Genomic DNA, 19,143 nt, shown 5'->3' with positions numbered 1-19,143 from the left:
AATAGCCCGATCCACAATGATTGATTGTTGTTTCGACAATAAATCATCCCTATCGGGGAAAAGTTCAGGGCGAAGACGGGGGACTGTGCCATGGATCGGTTGCAATCGATGCGCGTGTTCGCCAAGGTCGTGGAGCTGGGAAGCTTTGCCCGTGCGGCGCAGCAACTCGAAATGTCCAATGCCGTGGTCACCCGCTACGTGGCCGATCTCGAAAGCCACCTGGGCACCCGCCTGCTGAACCGCACCACCCGCAGCCTGTCGCTGACCGACGCCGGCGAGACCTACCTCCAGCGCTGCGCCCAGATCCTCGAAGACGTCGAGGAGGCCGAATCGATCGTCACCGCGCGCAGCCAGTCGCTGTCCGGCACGTTACGGCTCATCACCCCGGTGATGTTCGGCTTGCATCTGCTGCCGCAGATCCTGGAACGCTTCCACCGCCTGTACCCCGAGATCGTGTTCGACGTGCAGTTGTCGGACCGCATGGTCGATATCGTCGAAGAAGGGCGCGACGTGGGCGTGATGCTGTCCGACCTCGGCCTCGGCTCCCACCTGGTGGCGCGGCCGCTGATTTCGGCTGAGATCGTGCTCTGCGCGTCGCCGGGATACCTGCGCGAGCACCCGCCGCTGCGCACCGCCCACGACCTGACCAGCCATCGTGCCATTGCCATGCGGCTGCCGACTGCCGAGCACGAGTGGACGCTGTCGGGCCCCGAAGGCGAGGTCACCGTGCCGATCCGGCCCGGCCTGCTCTGCAGCAACGCCGAACTGGCGCACCAGGCGGCGCTGGCCGACATGGGCATTGCGATGCTGTCGTCCTACCTGGCGCGCCCCAACATCGAGGCGGGGCGCCTGATGCACATCCTGCCGCAGTACCAACTGCCGCGCCGCGACGTCAGCGTGGTCTACCCGAGCCGGAAATTCCTGCCGACCAAGGTGCGCGCATTCATCGACTTCCTGCTCGAAGAAGGCAAGCAGCGCGCCGGCGACGCCGAACCCGAGCCGCCCGGCCGGCAATGACTGGCACCCGGAATGGCGAAACGGCGAGGTTCACACCTCGCCGTTCCGTTTTCCGCCACCGGTGAAGGTGAGCGGTTACTCTTCCGCGTCCGCCGTCTGCTTGCTCGATGCGCGCGCCTTCTTGGCGGCAGGCGCCTTGGCGGCGGCAGTCTTCGCAGCCGTCTTGGTCGCAGCCGTCTTGGTCGCCGCCGTCTTGGCCGCGGCCTTCTTCGCAGGCGCCTTCTTGGCCGGCACCTTCCTGGCAGCCGCGGTCTTCACCGGCGCCGCCTCGGCTGCCTCGTCGTGGTCCGCGCCCTTCGTGGCGGCCTTGGCTGCCGTCTTCGCGCCGGGCTTGCCCGCCTTGGGTTCGCGGGCCTCGAACTCGAAGCCGATCTTGCCGTCCGGCTGCTTGACCAGGAACGCCTTGAAGTTGCGACCGGTCCGCGACGACTTGAACCCCGTCAGCAGGTCGGTCCGGCCGGCCGACAGCAGCTTGCCGATCTGCTCGGGCGACACCTCCTGCTGCAGGATGATCTTGCCCGTGGTGAAGTCGCAGGTCTTCTCCGGCCCCACCGCGTGCTCGCAGACGTACTTCATGCCGTGCTCGTAGACCGAGCCATTGCACTTGGGGCAGTGGCCCAGCGGCGTCTGCGCGCTGAAATCGACCGGCTCGCCATCGCTGTCGTCGTCGTTCTGGCCGAAGTCGAACTCCATCTTCCAGTTGCCGTCGTCGTCATGAGCCAGCTTCAGGATGGCGGCGAACGGGCGCCCCATCTTGCTGCGGAAGCCCTGCAGCGGACCGATTTCCTTCTTCAGCAGCAGTTCCTCGACTTCCTCGATCTCGAACTGGCGCCCGCCCGGAATCTTGCTGATCGAGAACTCGCAGTTCGTGCAGGCAAAGCGGCGGTAGTTCTCCTTGACCTGCCCGCCGCACTGCGGGCACGGCGTGTCCAGCGTGGCGTAGTCGCCGGGAATGGTGTCGCTGTCGTATTCCTTGGCGCGCTTGACGATCTGCTGCGTCATCTGCGCGATCTCGCGCATGAACTCGTCGCGCTTGAGCCGGCCGCGCTCGATCTGAGACAGCTTGTGCTCCCACTCGCCGGTCAGCTCGGCCTGCGTCAGTTCCAGCACGCCCAGCCCGCGCAGCAGCGTCATCAGCTGGAACGCCTTGGCCGTCGGAATCAGCTCGCGGCCCTCGCGCACCAGGTATTTCTCGGTCAGCAGCCCTTCGATGATGGCCGCACGCGTGGCCGGCGTGCCCAGGCCCTTGCCGGCCATGGCCTCGCGCAGCGCGTCGTCGTCCACCAGCTTGCCGGCGCCTTCCATGGCCGACAGCAGTGTCGCTTCGTTATAGCGGGCCGGCGGGCGCGTGGTCAGGCCCACGGCGTCCACCTTGTCGGTCTTGACCTTCTCGTCCTTCTGCACCGGAACAAGGTTGGCGTCCTTGTCGTCCTTGCCCTGCGCCTCGCGGCCGTAGATCACTAGCCAGCCGGGATTGACCAGCACCTTGCCCTCGGTCTTGAAGTGGTGGCCGGCCACCTCGGTGATACGCGTGGTGACCTGGAACTCGGCAGCCGGGAAGAACACGGCCAGGAAGCGGCGCACCACCAGGTCGTACAGCTTCTGCTCGGGCTCCGACAGGTTCTTCGGTGCCTGCAGCGTCGGGATGATGGCGAAGTGATCGCTGATCTTGCTGTTGTCGAAGATCTTCTTGTTCGGCTTGACCCAGCCGCTCGACAGGATCTTCTTGGCGTGCGGCAGGTAGTTCGGCGAGCTGTCGGCCAGCATTTCCATGGTCTGCTTGACCGTGTCCAGGTAGTCCTCGGGCAGCGCGCGGGCATCGGTACGCGGGTAGGTCAGCACCTTGTGCTTCTCGTACAGCGCCTGGGCCAGGCCCAGCGTGTTCTTGGCCGAGAAGCCGAAGCGCGAGTTGGCCTCGCGCTGCAGCGTGGTCAGGTCGAACAGCGCCGGCGACTGCTGCGTGGACGGTTTCGATTCCTCGCTGACCGTGCCCGGCTTGTCGCGGCACGCGGCCACGATGCTCTTGGCCTCGGCCTCGCTCCACAGGCGCGATTCGCGCGCCTCGGGGTCGAACTCGTTCTTCTTGAACTTCGGATCGAACCAGCGGCCCTCGTACAGGCCCGCCGCGGCGATGAACTCGGCACGGACCTCCCAGTAGTCGCGCGGCACGAAGTGCTTGATCTTCTCTTCGCGCTCCACCACGATCGACAGCGTCGGGGTCTGCACCCGGCCCACCGTGGTCAGGAAGAACCCGCCGCCCTTGCTGTTGAACGCGGTCATCGCCCGCGTGCCGTTGATGCCCACGAGCCAGTCGGCCTCGGAGCGGCAGCGCGCGGCGTCGGCCAGCGGCATCATTTCCTCGTCGGCGCGCAGCGCGGCAAACCCGTCGCGAATGGCCTGCGGCGTCATCGACTGCAGCCAGAGCCGGCGCACCGGCTGCTTGGCCTTGGCCTGCTGCGCAATCAGGCGGAAGATCAGCTCGCCTTCGCGCCCCGCGTCGCAGGCATTGATCAGACCTGTCACGTCCTTGCGCTTGATCAAGCGGTTCAGCACCTTGAGGCGCGACTCGGTCTTGGCGATCGGGCGCAGGTCGAAGTGCGGCGGAATCACCGGCAGGTTGGCGAAGCTCCACTTGCCGCGCTTGACTTCATATTCGTCAGGCGCCGCGATCTCGACGAGGTGGCCCACGGCCGAGGACAGCACGAAGTCGTCGCTCTCGAAATATTCGTCGTGCTTGGCAAAGCCCCCGAGGGCGCGCGCGATATCGGCGGCAACCGATGGCTTTTCCGCGATGATGAGGGCTTTAGACATTCAACGGGTCCTTGTGGCGCGGCGCTCCGAAATGAGCAGCCTGCACCTCTTGAAATTCACGGCAAACTATGTAAACAGCACGCCTGGGCTTTGAGGCGCCAATAATAAGCGCGGTTTCGACGGGCGTGCAAGCCGCCCCCCTCGCCGCATGGCTCCCGGCCTCAGCCGTTTCCGGTGCCTTGGCCAAGTAGCCAGGGCAGCACTTCAGGAAATTGCGATGCCGCCGCCGGCATGGCGGCGCCTCTGGCGAGCATCCGGTCCAGCACGTCGAGGTGTGGCAACACCGTTCCGTAAAAATGCGGTGCCCCGCCTGCAACAGGCTGAATCAATACAGTAGGAAAATTTTCGATGTCGATGTCCTCACCGAGCGTGTCGGAGTGGGTTTCGACGTCGATCCAGACAAAACAGTCGTTCGGGTAGCGCGCCGCCAGCACGGCAAAGCCATCCTGGTATTGCTTGCAGGTGCCGCACCAGTCGGCGCACAGACAGGCCACCAGCCGGCCGCCGGGGCGCTCGGCCAGCGCCCGGCTGACGGCGCCGGGGTCCTGTTCGGGGTAGTAAACGGCCATTGCAAGAGAAGTATGAGGCGAACGCAATACCGCGGATCATGCCAGACGCCGGTAACGGTTGCCCGGCAGCCGCTCCGCCGCGCCCTCCAGCTCCAACTGGAGAAGTGCCGCAGACACCGCTTCGGCGTCGATCCCACTGCGCTCGCAGAGGGTGTCGAACGTGACAGGATCATAGGACAGCGCGCCGCCGAACAGGTCGGCCGCCGTCTCCGGCGCGGCGCAGGCCCGCGCCGGCATGGCCGGAGCCGGCCGCGTACCCAGATCGGCGAACTCCTCGAACACGTCCTCGGGCGCTTCCACGAGCTTGGCGCCCTGGCGGATCAGCCTGTGGCACCCGCGCGAAAGCTCGGCGTGGATCGATCCCGGAATCGCAAAGACCTCCCGCCCGATCTCGGACGCCAGCCGCGCCGTGATCAGCGACCCCGACCGCTCGGCCGCCTCCACCACCAGCACGCCCCGGGCGAGCGCCGCGATAATGCGGTTGCGGCGCGGAAAGTGGTTCGCCCGCCCCGGCGTACCCAGCGGAAACTCGCTGACGATGGCGCCGCCCGCATCGACGATGCGGTGCGCCAGACCGTGATGCCGGGCCGGATAGACGATATCCACGCCGGTCCCCACCACGGCCACGGTATTGCCCGGCCCTTCGAGCGCCGCGGCGTGGGCGGCCGCGTCGATGCCGAGCGCCAGCCCCGAGACCACGGCCAGGCCAGCCCGCGAAAACGCCTGCGCAAACCCCTGCGCGTTGCGCACGCCCTGTGCCGTGGCGTGCCGTGCGCCGACGATGCCGAGCGCGTGTGCCTGCAGCCTTGCCACATTCCCATTGATATAGAGCGCCAGCGGCGGGTCGGCCAGGTCGAGCAGCCGCGCGGGGTAGCCGGCATCGGCCATCGTCACGAAAGCGTGGTCTGGCGCGTCAAGCCATTGGCAGGTGCGGGCGATGCGGGCAGCCATCGCGTCGTCAGGCGGGCCCAGCAGGGCGCGCACGGCAGCAGGCTCGGCCACTTCGCGCAGGCGCGCGGCGTCCTGGGCCAGCACGGCCTGGGGCAGGCCGAACGCCGCCAGCAGGTTGCGGGCGGTGCGGGCCGGAACGCCGGGGGTCGTGGTCAGGCGGACCCAGGCGGCGACGTCAGCGGGGTCGCAGGTCGATACGGTCATCGGCAAGCGGCAGGACGGCGCACGGGGCGCCATCCCGGCCGGTCACTGCGGCGTCGTGGCGAGGTCGCCCACCTTCATCACGTTGGTGGCATCGGTCACCAGCGCGTAGGCAATGCCCGGGAAGACGCGGTAGACATAGGCCAGCCCGTAGCGGTCATCGGGCAGCGTGATCGTGCGGTTGCGGTCGGTGGAATCCTTGACCTTGCCGCCCGAACGCGACAGCGCCAGCACGTGGCCCGGCTCCAGCCCGGCATTGGCACCCACGTTCAGCACCACCACCTGCTTGGCGCCGCCGTACTCCACGCCGCCATAGACCGCCGCGATGCGGGCCTGGACGTTGGTGTCCGGCGCGTGCGGCACATAGCGCACGGCCTCGCGCGCCGGCTGCGGCAGCAGCAGCGAGCCCGCGCCCATTTCCTGCGGGGACTGCGTGACCTGCACGGTAGACACCGCATCGGGGCCCTCGGGCCCGCGCGTCAGCCGTACGTTGCCCTGGTACTGCGCCTCGTAGCCGAGGACGGCCCTGCTCACCGGGTCGTAGACGGGCTGGGCCGGCTTGAAGGCCTGCCAGTCGCTGCCCACGCTGTCGGTCGGCGCAATGCCGCGCACGTAGCCGGTATCGCCACGGCCCATGTAGACACGGGCGTCGGGCAGCGCCACGATGCGGGCCGAAGTGGCCACGGTCTGCTGGTCCACCACGAGCGGACGCATCAGGAACGGCTCGATATCGGACGCCGGTATGCTCGGAATCGCGTTGCCGCTGTCGCCATCGCCCCGCACGCGCGGCGACAGGCGGACATCGCCGCCCGCCACGCCGCCGGGCGCGGTGGTCGAGAGATAGGCGCGGCCATCGCGCTGGACCAGATACAGGATCTGGCCCGGATAGATCAGGTGCGGATTGCGGATCTGCTGGCGGTTCATGCCCCACAGCGCCGGCCAGCGCCACGGCTGGCGCAGGTATTTGCCCGAAATGCCCCAGAGCGTGTCGCCCGAGCGCACCGTGTACTGGCTCGGCGCGCCGGATGCCAGTTCCGAAACGGGGATACCCTGCTGGGCAGTGACGTCGGCCTCGGCGCGCTGCGCGGGCGAGACGGCCAGTTCCGCAGCCTGGACGGCTGCGGCGGCGCCTGCTGTGACGCATGCAGCACTCAACATGACGAGGGTGAACGCGTGCAGCCTGCGGCCCGACGCCGCCTGTTGTTTGGTAAGATCGCGCATTTTCCTGAACCGGTCGGGAGACCAACCGGATTGACCCTAGGTAGAGCGTGCCTGCTGCGGCGCGCCTTGAATTTTTGTACTAGCGCCCCGATTCTGCATGTAAACCCCGCACGCCGCAACGGCGGCCGGGCAGTGAACAGCACCCGGCGTTGCGCCCGAGCATCATGGCCAAACTCGATATCCTCACCTATCCCGATCCTCGCCTGCACAAGGTGGCAAAGCCCGTGGCGGTGGTGGACGACCGCATCCGCCAACTGGTCGGCGACATGGCGGAAACCATGTACGAAGCGCCCGGCATCGGCCTGGCGGCCACGCAGGTGGACGTGCACGAACGCGTCATCGTGATCGACGTTTCCGAGTCGCGCGACGCGCTGATGGTCTTCATCAATCCCGAGATCGTCTGGGCCAGCGACAACCGCAAGGTCTGGGAAGAGGGCTGCCTGTCGGTGCCCGAGGTCTACGACCGCGTGGAGCGCCCGGACCGCGTCAAGGTGCGCGCGCTCAACGAGCGCGGCGAGACCTGGGAGATCGATGCCGACGACCTGCTCGCCGTATGTATACAGCACGAGATCGACCATCTCGACGGCAAGGTGTTCGTCGAGTACCTGTCGCCGCTCAAGGTCAACCGCATCAAGAGCAAGCTCCAGAAGCGCGTGCGCTCGCGGATGTAAGGATGTAACAGTGGGGCCGCCTCCGCGCGGGCTCTGCTATCGTTACACCGATCCTGAAGACCCCCACGTACCGGCCGCCCTGCGGCCGGTGTCGTTTTTATTTCCGGTTCATTTGCCATGACTCAAGTCCAGCCGCTGCGCGTTGCGTTTGCGGGCACGCCCGAATTTGCGCGCGTCGCCCTCGAGGCCATCCACGCCGCCGGTTTTCCGGTGGTGGCCGTCCTGTCCCAGCCCGACCGTCCGGCCGGACGCGGCATGCAGGTGCAGGCCAGCCCGGTCAAGCAGTTCGCCGTCGAGGCGGGCCTCGGGCCGATCCTGCAGCCGCGCTCGCTGCGCCGCCAGGGCAAGTATCCCGAGGAAGCCGGCGCGGCCGTCGATACCCTCGCGCAAATCGCCCCCGATGTCATGGTGGTGGCCGCCTACGGCCTGATCCTGCCGCGGGAAGTGCTGGAACTGCCGCGCCTGGGGTGCCTGAACATCCACGGTTCGCTGCTGCCGCGCTGGCGCGGCGCCGCTCCGATCCACCGTGCCATCGAGGCCGGCGACACCGAGACCGGCATCACGCTGATGCAGATGGACGAGGGCCTCGACACCGGCGACATGCTCACGCGCGAAGCGGTGCCGATCGGCCCGCAGGACACCACGGCCAGCCTGCATGACACGCTGGCTGCGCTGGGCGGGCGGATGGTGGTGGAGGCGCTGCGCGAGCTGGCCGCCGGCCGCGCGCTGCCCGCCACCGCGCAGCCCGACGCCGGCGTGACCTATGCCGAGAAGATCGCCAAGGACGAGGCGCCGCTCGATCTCACGCGCCCGGCGGAGGAACTTTCCCGCCAGGTACGGGCGTTCAACCCATTCCCGGGCGCCACGATCCAGGTGGGCGAGACCGTCATCAAGTGCTGGCAGGCCATGCCGCTGGCCGCCGCCACGAGCCTGCCCCACCCGCCGGGCACGGTGCTGGCCGCCGACGGCGCCGGCGTGATCATCGCCTGCGGGGGCGGCAGCGCGCTCCAGGTGACCGAGCTGCAGAAGCCGGGCGGACGCCGCCAGCCCGCCCAGCAGTTCCTGCAGGGCCTGCCGCTGCCGGCCGGCACCCGCTGCCGGGTAGACGGCGCCCTCTGAGCGCCGCATCGTCCACATTTAGAGACCGTGGCCCGGCGCCGTAAAACCCTGCGAACAGCATTGAATTTCTGCGCTCCTGCCCCTATCTAACCGTCATCGCGTCCCGCAGGGGCGGGTTACGCGCACTGGACGATTCGGAGACCAACGCCATGTTCAACTGGGTCAAGACCTTCATGCTGATGGCCGCCATCACGGCGCTGTTCATCGTCATCGGCGGCATGATCGGGGGGCGCAGCGGCATGATGTTCGCGCTGCTGATTGCGCTCGGGATGAATTTCTTCTCCTACTGGTTCTCGGACAAGATGGTCCTGCGCATGTACAACGCGCAGGAGGTGGACGCCAGCACCGCGCCGCAGTTCTACAACATGGTGCGTGACCTGGCGCAGCGGGCCGATCTGCCGATGCCGCGCGTGTACCTGATCAACGAGGACGCGCCGAACGCCTTTGCCACGGGCCGCAACCCCGAGCACGCCGCCGTGGCGGCCACCACGGGCATCCTGCGCGTGCTGTCGGACCGCGAACTGCGCGGCGTGATGGCGCACGAACTGGCGCACGTGAAGCACCGTGACATCCTGACCTCGACGATCGCCGCCACCATGGCCGGCGCCATCTCGGCGCTGGCCAACATGGCGATGTTCTTCGGCGGCCGCGACGAGCACGGCAACCGCACCAACCCGATCGCGAGCATCGCCGTGGCCATCCTGGCGCCGCTGGCGGCATCGCTGATCCAGATGGCGATCTCGCGCGCCCGCGAGTTCGAGGCCGACCGGGGTGGCGCCGAGATCAGCGGCGACCCGCAGGCGCTGGCCGCGGCGCTCGACAAGATCCACCGCTACGCGCAGGGCATTCCGTTCCAGGCGGCCGAGCAGCACCCGGCCACCGCGCAGATGATGATCATGAACCCGCTGGCCGGCGGCGGCATTGCCAACCTGTTCTCGACCCATCCGGCCACCGAGGAGCGCATTGCCCGCCTCATGCACATGGCCCAGACCGGCAGCTACCCGGCCTGACGCGCGGGTTTGCCGGTTCCGCCGGCCACAACAGGTAAACTGCCCGCTGTGTTCCCTGCGGAACCGGCGGGCTTTTTCGTATCCGCCGATCCTTGACGTCGTTTTTTCACCGCTTTCCGGTATTTCCCCAATGCGCCTGCCTCATGATTCCCTTGCCTTCCAGATGCTCGGTGCCGCCGCGGCTGTTCGCGGCGTGCACGAAGGCACGGCCTTGCCGCAGGCCATCGAGGACGTGGCCACGCACCTGCGCCTGGACCGCGTGCGCGACGCCGCCACGCGCGGCGCCATCCAGGACCTGGCCTACCGCTCGGTGCGCCAGTTCGGCACCACGCGCGCGCTGGTCACGCAGCTGGTGACGCGTCCGCCCGGCGCGCTGGTCGACTCCCTGCTGGCCGTGGCGCTGGCGCTGCTGCTCGAAGGCGACGATGGCGACGGCAGCAAGGTCGGCCGGGGCGGCTATTCCGCGTTCACCGTGGTGGACCAGGCCGTGAGCGCCGCCGCCTCGGAGCCCAAGACCGCGCATGCGCGCGGCCTCGTCAACGCCGTGCTGCGCCGGTTCCTGCGCGAGCAGAAATCGCTGCTGCCCGCCACGCTCAGGGACGACGAAGCGCGCTGGAACCTGCCGCACTGGTGGCTGGAGCAACTGCGCCGCGCGTACCCGGACCAATGGACCACGCTCGCCGAGACGGTCAATGCGCGCCCGCCCATGACCCTGCGCGTCAACACGCGCCGCATTGCCGTGAAGGACTACCTGACGGCGCTGGCCAATGCCGGCATGGCGGGCACAGCGGTGGGCGACCAGGCCGTGCGGCTGGTGCGCGCGTTCCCGGTCTCGCAGATCCCCGGCTTCGCCGAGGGCGATGTCTCGGTACAGGATGCCGGCGCGCAACTGGCCGCGCCGCTCTGCGAGGTGGCAGACGGCATGCGCGTGCTCGACGCCTGCGCGGCGCCCGGCGGCAAGACCGGCCATCTGCTGGAACTGGCCGATATCCAAGTAACCGCCGTGGAGAGCGACGCCACGCGCGCCGCCCGCATCCATGACAACCTGGCCCGGCTGGCACAGCGCGCCGAGGTCATCGTCGGCGACGCCAGCCGGCCCGCCGACTGGTGGGACGGCCAGCCGTTCGACCGCATCCTGGCCGACGTGCCATGCTCGGCGTCGGGCATCGTGCGCCGCCATCCCGATATCCGCTGGCTGCGCCGCGAATCCGACATCGCCCGGCTGATGACCGAGCAGCGGCGCATCGTCTCGCAGCTCTGGCCGCTGCTGAAGCCGGGCGGCATCCTGGTCTATGTGACCTGTTCTATTTTCCCAACGGAAGGCGAGGAGCAGGCGCTCTGGTTTGGTGCGCAGCTGCCAGATGCGATACGATTGCAGGCGCCGGAGCAGCTCCTGCCCGGCATCGAGGCGCCTGACACGGCCGGCAGCGGGCTGGCCGGCAAGGCAAGCCTGCCATCCGATCACGATGGCTTCTACTACGCCCGCTTCCAGAAACGCGCCTGAATCTTCCACGGATTCTTCCACTGATGCCCAGCCTGCTGCGCCTGTTCGTCCTACGTGCCCCGGGCCGCGCGGTGCGCGGATGCCCGGTGGCGCGCCGGAACGGTGCGCTGCGCCTCTGGGCGATGGCTGCGCTGCTGGTGCTCGCCCTGTTCGCGCAACCGCCGCAGGCCCGCGCCCAGCTGATCGACACCAACGAGGCGCGCATCGAGTACCAGGACGGCGCCTTCGAGCTGGCCGCATCGTTCGATTTCGACCTGCCGCCGGCACTCGAAGACGCGCTCCACAAGGGCATCTCGCTCTATTTCGTGGTCGATTTCCAGCTCTCGCGGCCGCGCTGGTACTGGTTCGACGAGAAGCCGGTCAACACCATGCGCGCAGTGCGTTTGTCGTACCAGCCGCTGACGCGCCAGTACCGGGTGTCCACCGGCGGACTCCAGCTACCGTTCGCCCGCCTCAAGGGCGCGCTGCAGTTCATCCAGCAGGTACGCGGCTGGCGCGTGTTCGAACGCCGCGACGTCAAGCCCGGCGAGACCTACCAGGCCGAGACGCGCATGCGGCTTGACCTCTCGCAACTGCCCAAGCCGTTCCAGGTCAATGCCGTGAATACGCGCGACTGGAACCTGTCGTCCGAGTGGCGGCGTTTCCAGTACACCGTGCCGACCAGCTTCGACGCGCCGCAGCCGCTGCCGGCCCCCGTGGCGCCGCCGCCGGTTGCGCCGCCGGCACCGCCGGCCATGCCGGGATCGGCGCCCGCCGCCGCCTCGGCGCCATCGGCCGAGGCCCGCACGCCGTTCTCGCAGACCGTGTCGAACGTGCTGTCGCCGAACCAACTGGTCCAGCCGGCCAGCCAGCCATGAACGGCAACCCGTGGGACAGCAGATTCCGCCGCGTGCTCTATCGCGTGGTGGTCGGCATCATCGTCTTCCTGGCGCTGGTGCTGGTGGGGCTGCTGGCCGGCGCATCGGCCAACACCGAGTTCTTCGACCGCTATTTCACGCTGCTCTTCAAGGTCAACCTCGTCGTCGGGGTGCTGCTGGTCCTGACTGTGGGGGCGTTGGCGCTGACGCTCTACATCCGCTACCGCCGGGGCAAGTTCGGCACGCGGCTGATGAGCAAGCTCGCCGTGTTCTTCGGCGTGGTGGGCGTGCTGCCCGGCGTGCTGATCTACCTGGTGTCGCTGCAGTTCGTCTCGCGCAGCATCGAGTCGTGGTTCGACGTGCGCGTGGAAACCGCGCTCGAAGCCGGCCTGAACCTGGGCCGCTCGACCATCGACAGCCAGCTGGCCGATCTGCAGGGCAAGGCCCGGCTGATGGCCGACCAGCTGACCGGCGCCTCGGGCATGGCCACGTCGCTGCAGCTGAACCGGCTGCGCGAGCAATACGGCGTGCAGGAAGCGGCCATCTTCACCGGCAGCGGACGCGTGCTGGCCACGGCGTCGAGCAGCTATGCCTCGCTGGTGCCCGACATTCCATCGGGCGTGCTGGCCGAACAGGCGCGCATGGCGGGCGGGTATGCCGCCGTGGAGGGCGGCACCGACCCCTCGGCCGGCGAAAAGCCCGTCAATATCGACAGCAGCCACCTGTACCGCATCCGCGTCATCATCCCGCTCGGCCCGGCGCCGGCCACGGCCGACGAGCCCGCGCCGGCGGCGCCCGGCGCCACGGGTCCTTCCCGGTCGCGCTCGCAGGGATCGATGGGCAGCCGCTGGGCGGGCTCGGGCCTGTCCGTCGAGCGCCGGCCCGAGGACGCGCCGGCAACCGGCTTCGGCCTGATCGGCGACACGGTGCGCGAGGAGCGCTACCTGCAGGTGCTGCACCCGGTGCCGGCCGTGCTGGCGCGCAATGCCGACGAGGTGCAGCGGGCGTACCAGGAGTACCAGGAAAAGGCGCTGGGCCGCACCGGCCTGCGCAAGATGTATATCGGCACGCTCACGCTGACGCTGTTCCTGGCGGTCTTCATCGCCGTGATGCTGGCGCTGCTGCTCGGCGGCCAGCTCGCGCGGCCGCTGCTGATGCTGCTGCAGGGCACGAAGGAGGTGGCCGAGGGCGACCTCTCGCCCAAGCGCGAGCTCAAGAGCCGCGACGAACTGGGCCAGTTGACGCAGCAGTTCAACCAGATGACGCGGCAGCTTTCGGAGGCGCGTATCGCGGTGGAGGAGAACCGCGTGGCGCTGGAGCAATCGAAGGCCTACCTTGAAAGCGTGCTGCAGAATCTGACCGCCGGGGTGCTGGTGTTCGACCGCCGCTTCACGCTGATCACGGCCAATCCGGGCGCGGAACGGATCTTCCGGCAGCCGTTCGCGGGCGTGCTGGGCCAGCCGGTGGAGCAGATTCCGGGCATGGGCGAGTTCGCCGAGATCGTGCGCCAGGCGTTCTCCGAGCAGACCACCAGCGAGGTGCTGGGCGGCGCGCAGCACTGGCAGAAGCAGATCGAACTGCCCCAGGGCGACGAGGAACAGGCGCTGACGCTGCTCGTGCGCGGCGCCCACCTGCCCGGCGCGAGCCGCGACGAGCCCGGCTACGTGGTCGTGTTCGACGATATTTCCGACGTGATCTCGGCCCAGCGCTCGGTAGCCTGGGGCGAGGTGGCGCGCCGCCTGGCCCACGAAATCAAGAATCCGCTGACCCCGATCCAGCTTTCGGCCGAGCGGCTGCAGATGAAACTGTCGCCCAAACTGGAGCATCCGGACGCGGAAGTGCTAAAGCGCGGGGCCGCGACGATCGTTAACCAGGTAGCGGCAATGAAACGCATGGTGGACGATTTCCGCGATTACGCGCGGACACCGCCGGCCGTGATGCAGTCGCTGGCGCTCAACGGGCTGGTGGCGGAGGTGCTGCACCTGTACGGAATCGACGATCCGAACGTGCACGAGCACCCGGTGATTCATCCGACGCTGGCCACGGGGCTGCCTGAAATCAAGGGCGATCCGACGCAGTTGCGGCAGGTCATCCACAACCTGTTGCAGAATGCGCAGGACGCGGCGGCAGACAACGTGGCGGCCGGTAGGGCGGCGCCCCATATCACTCTGCACACCGAGACTGTAGAATACAAAGATTCTGCCGGCGAAGACCGGCGAGCCGTCAAGCTGTCCATTACGGACAATGGTCCCGGATTCGCACCACGCATCCTGAGCCGTGCGTTCGAACCGTACGTGACCACGAAAGCCAAGGGTACGGGTCTCGGACTGGCGATGGTAAAAAAAATCATTGACGAACACGGTGCGCGGATCGAACTGCGCAACCGCATGAACGGCACCGAGATCACCGGAGCGCAGATCTCGATTCTGTTCGTTAAGCTGGCTTAGTCAATCATGCGCGCCGGCGCCTCCGGCAGCGCTGCGGTGGGGTTAAGAGGGGAAGTATGGCAACGATCCTCGTAGTCGATGACGAAATGGGTATCCGGGAACTGCTCTCGGAAATCCTCAGTGACGAAGGACATGTGGTGGAGCTGGCCGAGAACGCCCAGCAGGCCCGCGAGTTTCGCGCGTCCGCCACGCCTGACCTGGTACTGCTCGATATCTGGATGCCGGATACCGATGGCGTGACGCTGCTCAAGGAGTGGTCCGCGCAGGGCTACCTGTCGATGCCGGTCATCATGATGTCCGGGCACGCCACGATCGATACGGCCGTCGAGGCCACCAAGATCGGCGCGCTGAACTTCCTGGAAAAGCCGATCGCGCTGCAGAAGCTGCTGTCGGCCGTGGAAGCCGGCCTGGCCAAGGGCGTCGACCGCCCGCGCACCGCGCCGTCCGCACCCGCCGTCCCGGCCACTCCGACGCACGCGCCGGACGTCGCCGCGCTGGCCGCATCCGCCCCCACGGAAGCCCCGGCCGAGACCTCGGCCAACGGCAACGTGGCACGCGGCATGCCCGAAGGCGAGATGCAGTTCTCGTTCGACATGCCCCTGCGCGAGGCCCGCGACCTCTTCGAGCGCGCCTACTTCGAGTACCACCTGGTGCGCGAACACGGCAGCATGACGCGCGTCGCCGAAAAAACCGGCCTCGAACGTACCCACCTCTACCGCAAGCTCAAGCAGCTCGGCGTGGAACTGGGCCGCAACAAGCCGGAACCCACCGAGCAGTAAGCCGGGCCACAAAACGCTTGACGAGGCCGAATCCCGCAGTTATAGTTTCGCTTCTTTGGCCCGGTAGCTCAGTCGGTAGAGCAGAGGATTGAAAATCCTTGTGTCGGCGGTTCGATTCCGTCCCAGGCCACCAGAATGTCAAGAAAGCCCAAGATCTAATCAGATCTTGGGCTTTTCTATTTTCTGGTCTCTATCCGTTCTGGACCATTTCTGGACCGGGCCACCCCAACGCGGGGTACATCCGCACTTCGAGAGCATCGGGACTATCCGTTAGTCGCTCCGCCGGGCGATATCTACGCGACGAGCCAGGCTTCTCACAAACCTCGCTCAACGGCGGCCGATAGGGGCTCGCCACGACGTTGTCGGCACAGATGCAATACCCCTTGGCCGACCGACCCCAAATCGCCAAACCCTGGGTGTCCTCGCGCAGTTCAGGTCAATTTGCGTCGAAGAATCCTGCACCCCATCCCTGTCACGCGGCTTACGCGGAGAGCGCGGCTTTCAGCCATCTGCGACCGACCTACGTCGAGCAGGCCTACGCACGTCCATCAAACTACGAGGCAAACCACCTTGGAAAGCAATACCAACCTGGTTCGGCGCGCTCATGGATGACCGGGGCCCACTCCCGTCCAACGCGATAGGCTGTAGCCAACCCATCACGACCGTCCGCGCTCTGCTCTGCGAACGGCCGATGTCGACTGTGGATTCAACCGGTCAACACAACGCCTGTTTGCCGCATAGCCGGATGCGATGTCTACTCGTTTCGGTTGCCTGGGAGGACGGATCTGTGGCGGGCTTCGGGCGAGCGCAACGTCTTAGATGGACTGGTCGAGCGACTGGTAAACTCGCAGCCAAAGATTCCGTCTAACTATCCCAGTTCAGAAGTCTGCTACGAGGTGTCACACGTAGCTAGGTCTGCATGCCTATGAGAGACGAATTTTCCCCACGTACCAAAGAGACGCTGGCAAAGCGAGTTGGGCAGCGTTGTTCTAACCCGGATTGTCGACGCGCGACATCTGGACCTCACGAAGAATCTTGCCGGGCGGTGAACATTGGCGTGGCAAGCCATATCACGGCAGCCGCCGTTTGCGGCCCTCGTTACGAAAATTCTCTTTCGCCATCACAGCGTGCGGGAATCTCGAATGGCATTTGGTTGTGCCAGGTATGTGCAAAACTCGTTGATAGCGATGTTATGCGATACACGTCGGAGGTTCTGTACAGTTGGAAGCGAGAGGCTGAGTTCCACGCAAATGCGGAGCTCATGGGACGCCTGGTGACCGACTACTTGCCTCAGCCCGCGTCGGCGCTCCATGCGCCAATTCCCCGAATGGCCGGCCTCACATATCACGAAGCTAGGGCGAGGCTTATCGAGGCAGGCTGGCAACCCAGGATGAGTCATTGGTCTCACGGGAATGATCCGAATCTCCGCACAGGAAACGGCTCGGAATTCTGGTCTGCTGGCTGCTGGGAAATCATCAATGCGTGCCCGACAGGTCTTGCCCAGTGCATGTTCGCGCTCCACGATGCATATGGAAACCACCTTACCGTGTTGACGGAGGGCGAAGAGAACAACGAACAAGGGTGGCGCGCGCGGGTGAGCAACTGGTTCTTTTCAAAAGATAGTTGACTTAGTCATTTACTGGGAAAGATTCTCGATAAATTTGACACTATGGTTCTTGACCAGCGGTTAGAACGTCGCTGGTCCGAAATGATATCCGTATTCCACACGCTTCAGGAGAATTCGATTAATGCATAGAATTTCTACGGTCGCTGTCAGGACGGGCCTTCCGAATAAGGCGAGATTTGGGATAGCCTTTGACTCCTCATGGTCCTGCAGGGATTGAACTCGTCGATGAGATATTCCATACGTTGTCTGAAACGGCATTATTCCGAGTCGAATTAAGCTAAAATATGACGGATAAATTATGCCGTCATAGCCAGCGTTACGCGCTCCGAGTGCAATCTCGCGGATGATCTCATATGCGTGCTTTCCCGCAAGGAACAGCATGTGGATGGCCATATCAAGGCTCTCAAATTCTGTTGTGTCCTCTTCTCGAAGAAGCGCCGCCAAATTCAATAACTTGAGTTCCCGAGTTGGGCGCATCGTTGCAACGAAAGTTTCGTCGTCGGCTGTGATGCGACACTCATGTAGGCATGTCTCGAGATCTGGCGATCCATATAAAATGGGGAGTGCGGCTGAATCGATGCGACCCGTACCCAAAAACTGTTCCGGCGGGCTGTCGTACTGCAACGGATCATCTGGCACTTTCGGCGCTAACCTTACGCGATAAAACGCCTTATCCTGAGCATATGTGACTGATGGATACTCACGAATAATCCGATCGATAATCGTAGATCTCGTACTAGGCTCCTGCAAATCCTTTAATGGAGTTACCTCGCCAATCATCCAAAGTCTCGGCCCATAATGAAAGAATCCGATACCCAAGAGGCGCTCGAATAGCGCAACATCGCTTTTTAGCCAAGACGAAGGATTGATGCTCGTTGATTGCTTATCGTTGAATTGGATTCGCGGAGCGCCGCCGTACTCCGTTCGCCACAAGGATCCCCAAACAAAGAATCGATGTGCGAGGGCTTCCAGCGCCTCTTTGGGAAGCTTCTTGCCTCCCGTAGCATTGCAGTTTGGGCAGGGAAGATCTGCCGTATATTCCGGCTCGAAGCTTTGCGCATCTAGTTGTAAGCCGTGATCGGAAAAACAAAGAGAACACGCTAAAGGTGGGTGTTCGACTGGGTCTAGCAGATTCGGCTTTTTATTATAGGTGATCGTCCAAGTCATATCTGTGCTCAAGGATTTTTGGAGAGCTAACAGTTACGGAAGCGCTCGTCATTCGCAATTCTGGTTGGGAGGTTGGCCTCGCGCTCGCTCATTGGGTCCCTAGCGTCGTGGCTATTGTCCACCCAAACGCCCGCAGAGGACGTTGCGCGTAACGCTGCTAGCCGAATAAGCGGCCTGTTCTGGAAGTCAGTCACTCAAGCACCCGCTATCCGATGACGACGAACCTGATCAGACAATCTCTACGTCCAAGTGAATGGCCGCTCATGGCGCAGCAGGCGACGGACAGGCGAGGTATCGCCGGTCCGCCGGGTTAGAATGAGCCCGCTCGACAACATCTGAACTTCGACATCTCTACGGTGGAGGCTCCTGTGGCTAACGCACCGGTCTTCCATGCGATCGAAACCTGATATACCGTGGCGGCGACGCCAAGAGAAGCTCGAAAAGAGAAGGGCGTCCCGTAGATGGTGGGCGAGGCTATGGGCGTCGCGGCCCGCGTGGTTGCTAGTCGGGGGGGCTTTATCTTTCATTCTGACCCATGGCGTAGAGAGCCTTAATACATTGCGCAAGCTGCCATCGGAGGTTGAGCAAACCTATCGAGTCTTCCAGAGTTGGTACTATGAGGACTCCGAATGGACAGGCACCTGGTCTAGTCGAGAAGAGGGGCATATCGAGGACTACCGTCAGTCCGAGACTCCGATCAAACTCAGCCTTAGCACTGAACAAGGGCGAGTTCGGGGCGAGATGTTCAACCTGTCTGTCTGCAAGCTAAATCCATTGCTACTTCCAGTACTAGTGGAAGGCGAGATATCTCGGGGTAGGCTGCTTGCATTCGCCTTTGCATATGTACAAGGGGAAAAGCGGCGGCTCTACTCTTTTCAGTTGATGCGCAGCCAAGAAGAACCCGTGATCACGTTGACACCGATTCAGGATCCAGGCGGGCTTCTACCGCCAGCGGCACGCTTGGTTCATCGCGTCGAAGCCAATGGCGTCAGCGAAGGCATTCGCGCAAATGAAACGGTGGAGCATCCAGATTTGGAGTGCGAAGAAGACGCGCTAGAATTTCTAAAACGCCTACGCAGCGAAGGGCACGAAAATCAGCAATCAGCGGAACGACCCAAGTAGGATAGATGCAGGATATTCTGAAAGGCGTATCTTCATCACTGAACTCAAATATCGGTACGCGATGCAAAAA

The 19,143-nt window shown here is 65.1% G+C and carries 14 protein-coding genes and 1 tRNA gene; 10 read left to right on the top strand and 5 right to left on the bottom strand.

Annotated elements, in window-relative coordinates:
• Positions 1–90: 90 nt before the first annotated feature.
• Positions 91–1,017: a LysR family transcriptional regulator gene (locus EV147_RS14270; protein WP_130391878.1), complete on the top strand. Its 927-nt coding sequence runs from the start codon at positions 91–93 to the stop codon at positions 1,015–1,017.
• A 75-nt stretch (positions 1,018–1,092) separates the two neighbouring features.
• Here the strand turns inward: EV147_RS14270 and EV147_RS14265 are convergent, their stop codons facing one another.
• The 4 genes from EV147_RS14265 to EV147_RS14250 form a co-directional block, all read right to left on the bottom strand.
• The gene (locus EV147_RS14265) at positions 1,093–3,828 is read right to left on the bottom strand and encodes a DNA topoisomerase III (RefSeq protein WP_130391877.1); all 2,736 of its coding nucleotides are present in this window, start codon (positions 3,826–3,828) and stop codon (positions 1,093–1,095) included.
• A 161-nt stretch (positions 3,829–3,989) separates the two neighbouring features.
• Positions 3,990–4,397, bottom strand: coding sequence for a thioredoxin family protein (locus EV147_RS14260; protein WP_130391876.1), 408 nt, complete (start codon positions 4,395–4,397; stop codon positions 3,990–3,992).
• Positions 4,398–4,433: 36 nt separating this feature from the next.
• Positions 4,434–5,552: a DNA-processing protein DprA gene (dprA, locus tag EV147_RS14255; RefSeq protein WP_130391875.1), complete on the bottom strand. Its 1,119-nt coding sequence runs from the start codon at positions 5,550–5,552 to the stop codon at positions 4,434–4,436.
• Between the two features lie 42 nt (positions 5,553–5,594).
• A complete protein-coding gene (locus EV147_RS14250; protein WP_130391874.1) occupies positions 5,595–6,770 on the bottom strand; it encodes a LysM peptidoglycan-binding domain-containing protein in 1,176 nt (391 codons plus the stop codon).
• Between the two features lie 164 nt (positions 6,771–6,934).
• On the opposite strand from EV147_RS14250, the gene def reads away from it, so the two are divergent.
• The 8 genes from def to EV147_RS14210 all read left to right on the top strand — a co-directional run bounded on the left by def (position 6,935) and on the right by EV147_RS14210 (position 15,290).
• On the top strand, positions 6,935–7,441 hold the full coding sequence (def, locus tag EV147_RS14245) for a peptide deformylase (protein WP_130391873.1): 507 nt from the start codon (positions 6,935–6,937) through the stop codon (positions 7,439–7,441).
• A gap of 117 nt (positions 7,442–7,558) precedes the next feature.
• Entirely contained in the window at positions 7,559–8,560 is a 1,002-nt protein-coding gene (gene fmt / locus EV147_RS14240) for a methionyl-tRNA formyltransferase (protein WP_130391872.1), read from the top strand.
• A gap of 149 nt (positions 8,561–8,709) precedes the next feature.
• Positions 8,710–9,570: a zinc metalloprotease HtpX gene (gene htpX / locus EV147_RS14235; RefSeq protein ID WP_130391871.1), complete on the top strand. Its 861-nt coding sequence runs from the start codon at positions 8,710–8,712 to the stop codon at positions 9,568–9,570.
• 130 nt (positions 9,571–9,700) lie between these two features.
• Complete coding sequence (gene rsmB, locus EV147_RS14230) at positions 9,701–11,074, top strand: 16S rRNA (cytosine(967)-C(5))-methyltransferase RsmB (RefSeq protein WP_130391870.1); 1,374 nt, start codon at positions 9,701–9,703, stop codon at positions 11,072–11,074.
• Positions 11,075–11,097: 23 nt separating this feature from the next.
• Positions 11,098–11,931 (top strand): DUF4390 domain-containing protein, encoded by an 834-nt coding sequence (locus EV147_RS14225; RefSeq protein WP_130391869.1) that lies wholly within the window; start codon positions 11,098–11,100, stop codon positions 11,929–11,931.
• Positions 11,928–14,378 carry a sensor histidine kinase gene (locus EV147_RS14220; protein ID WP_130391868.1) on the top strand — a complete coding sequence of 817 codons (2,451 nt, stop codon included), beginning with the start codon at positions 11,928–11,930 and terminating at the stop codon, positions 14,376–14,378. Before EV147_RS14225 ends, EV147_RS14220 begins: the two co-directional genes overlap by 4 nt.
• A 56-nt stretch (positions 14,379–14,434) precedes the next feature.
• Entirely contained in the window at positions 14,435–15,157 is a 723-nt protein-coding gene (locus EV147_RS14215) for a response regulator (RefSeq protein WP_130391867.1), read from the top strand.
• Positions 15,158–15,214: 57 nt separating this feature from the next.
• Positions 15,215–15,290: transfer RNA gene (locus tag EV147_RS14210), tRNA-Phe, on the top strand.
• Positions 15,291–16,844: 1,554 nt separating this feature from the next.
• On the opposite strand, the gene EV147_RS14205 is transcribed toward EV147_RS14210, so the two are convergent.
• On the bottom strand, positions 16,845–17,951 hold the full coding sequence (locus EV147_RS14205) for an RES family NAD+ phosphorylase (RefSeq protein WP_130391866.1): 1,107 nt from the start codon (positions 17,949–17,951) through the stop codon (positions 16,845–16,847).
• 741 nt (positions 17,952–18,692) lie between these two features.
• Here EV147_RS14205 and EV147_RS14200 point away from each other — a divergent pair.
• Positions 18,693–19,073 carry a hypothetical protein gene (locus tag EV147_RS14200; RefSeq protein WP_130391865.1) on the top strand — a complete coding sequence of 127 codons (381 nt, stop codon included), beginning with the start codon at positions 18,693–18,695 and terminating at the stop codon, positions 19,071–19,073.
• The last annotated feature ends 70 nt before the right edge of the window (positions 19,074–19,143 follow it).

It is taken from the genome of Cupriavidus agavae (assembly GCF_004217045.1).
GTDB classification, from domain to species: Bacteria; Pseudomonadota; Gammaproteobacteria; order Burkholderiales; family Burkholderiaceae; genus Cupriavidus; species Cupriavidus agavae.
This window is presented reverse-complemented; position numbering and strand designations above follow the sequence as displayed.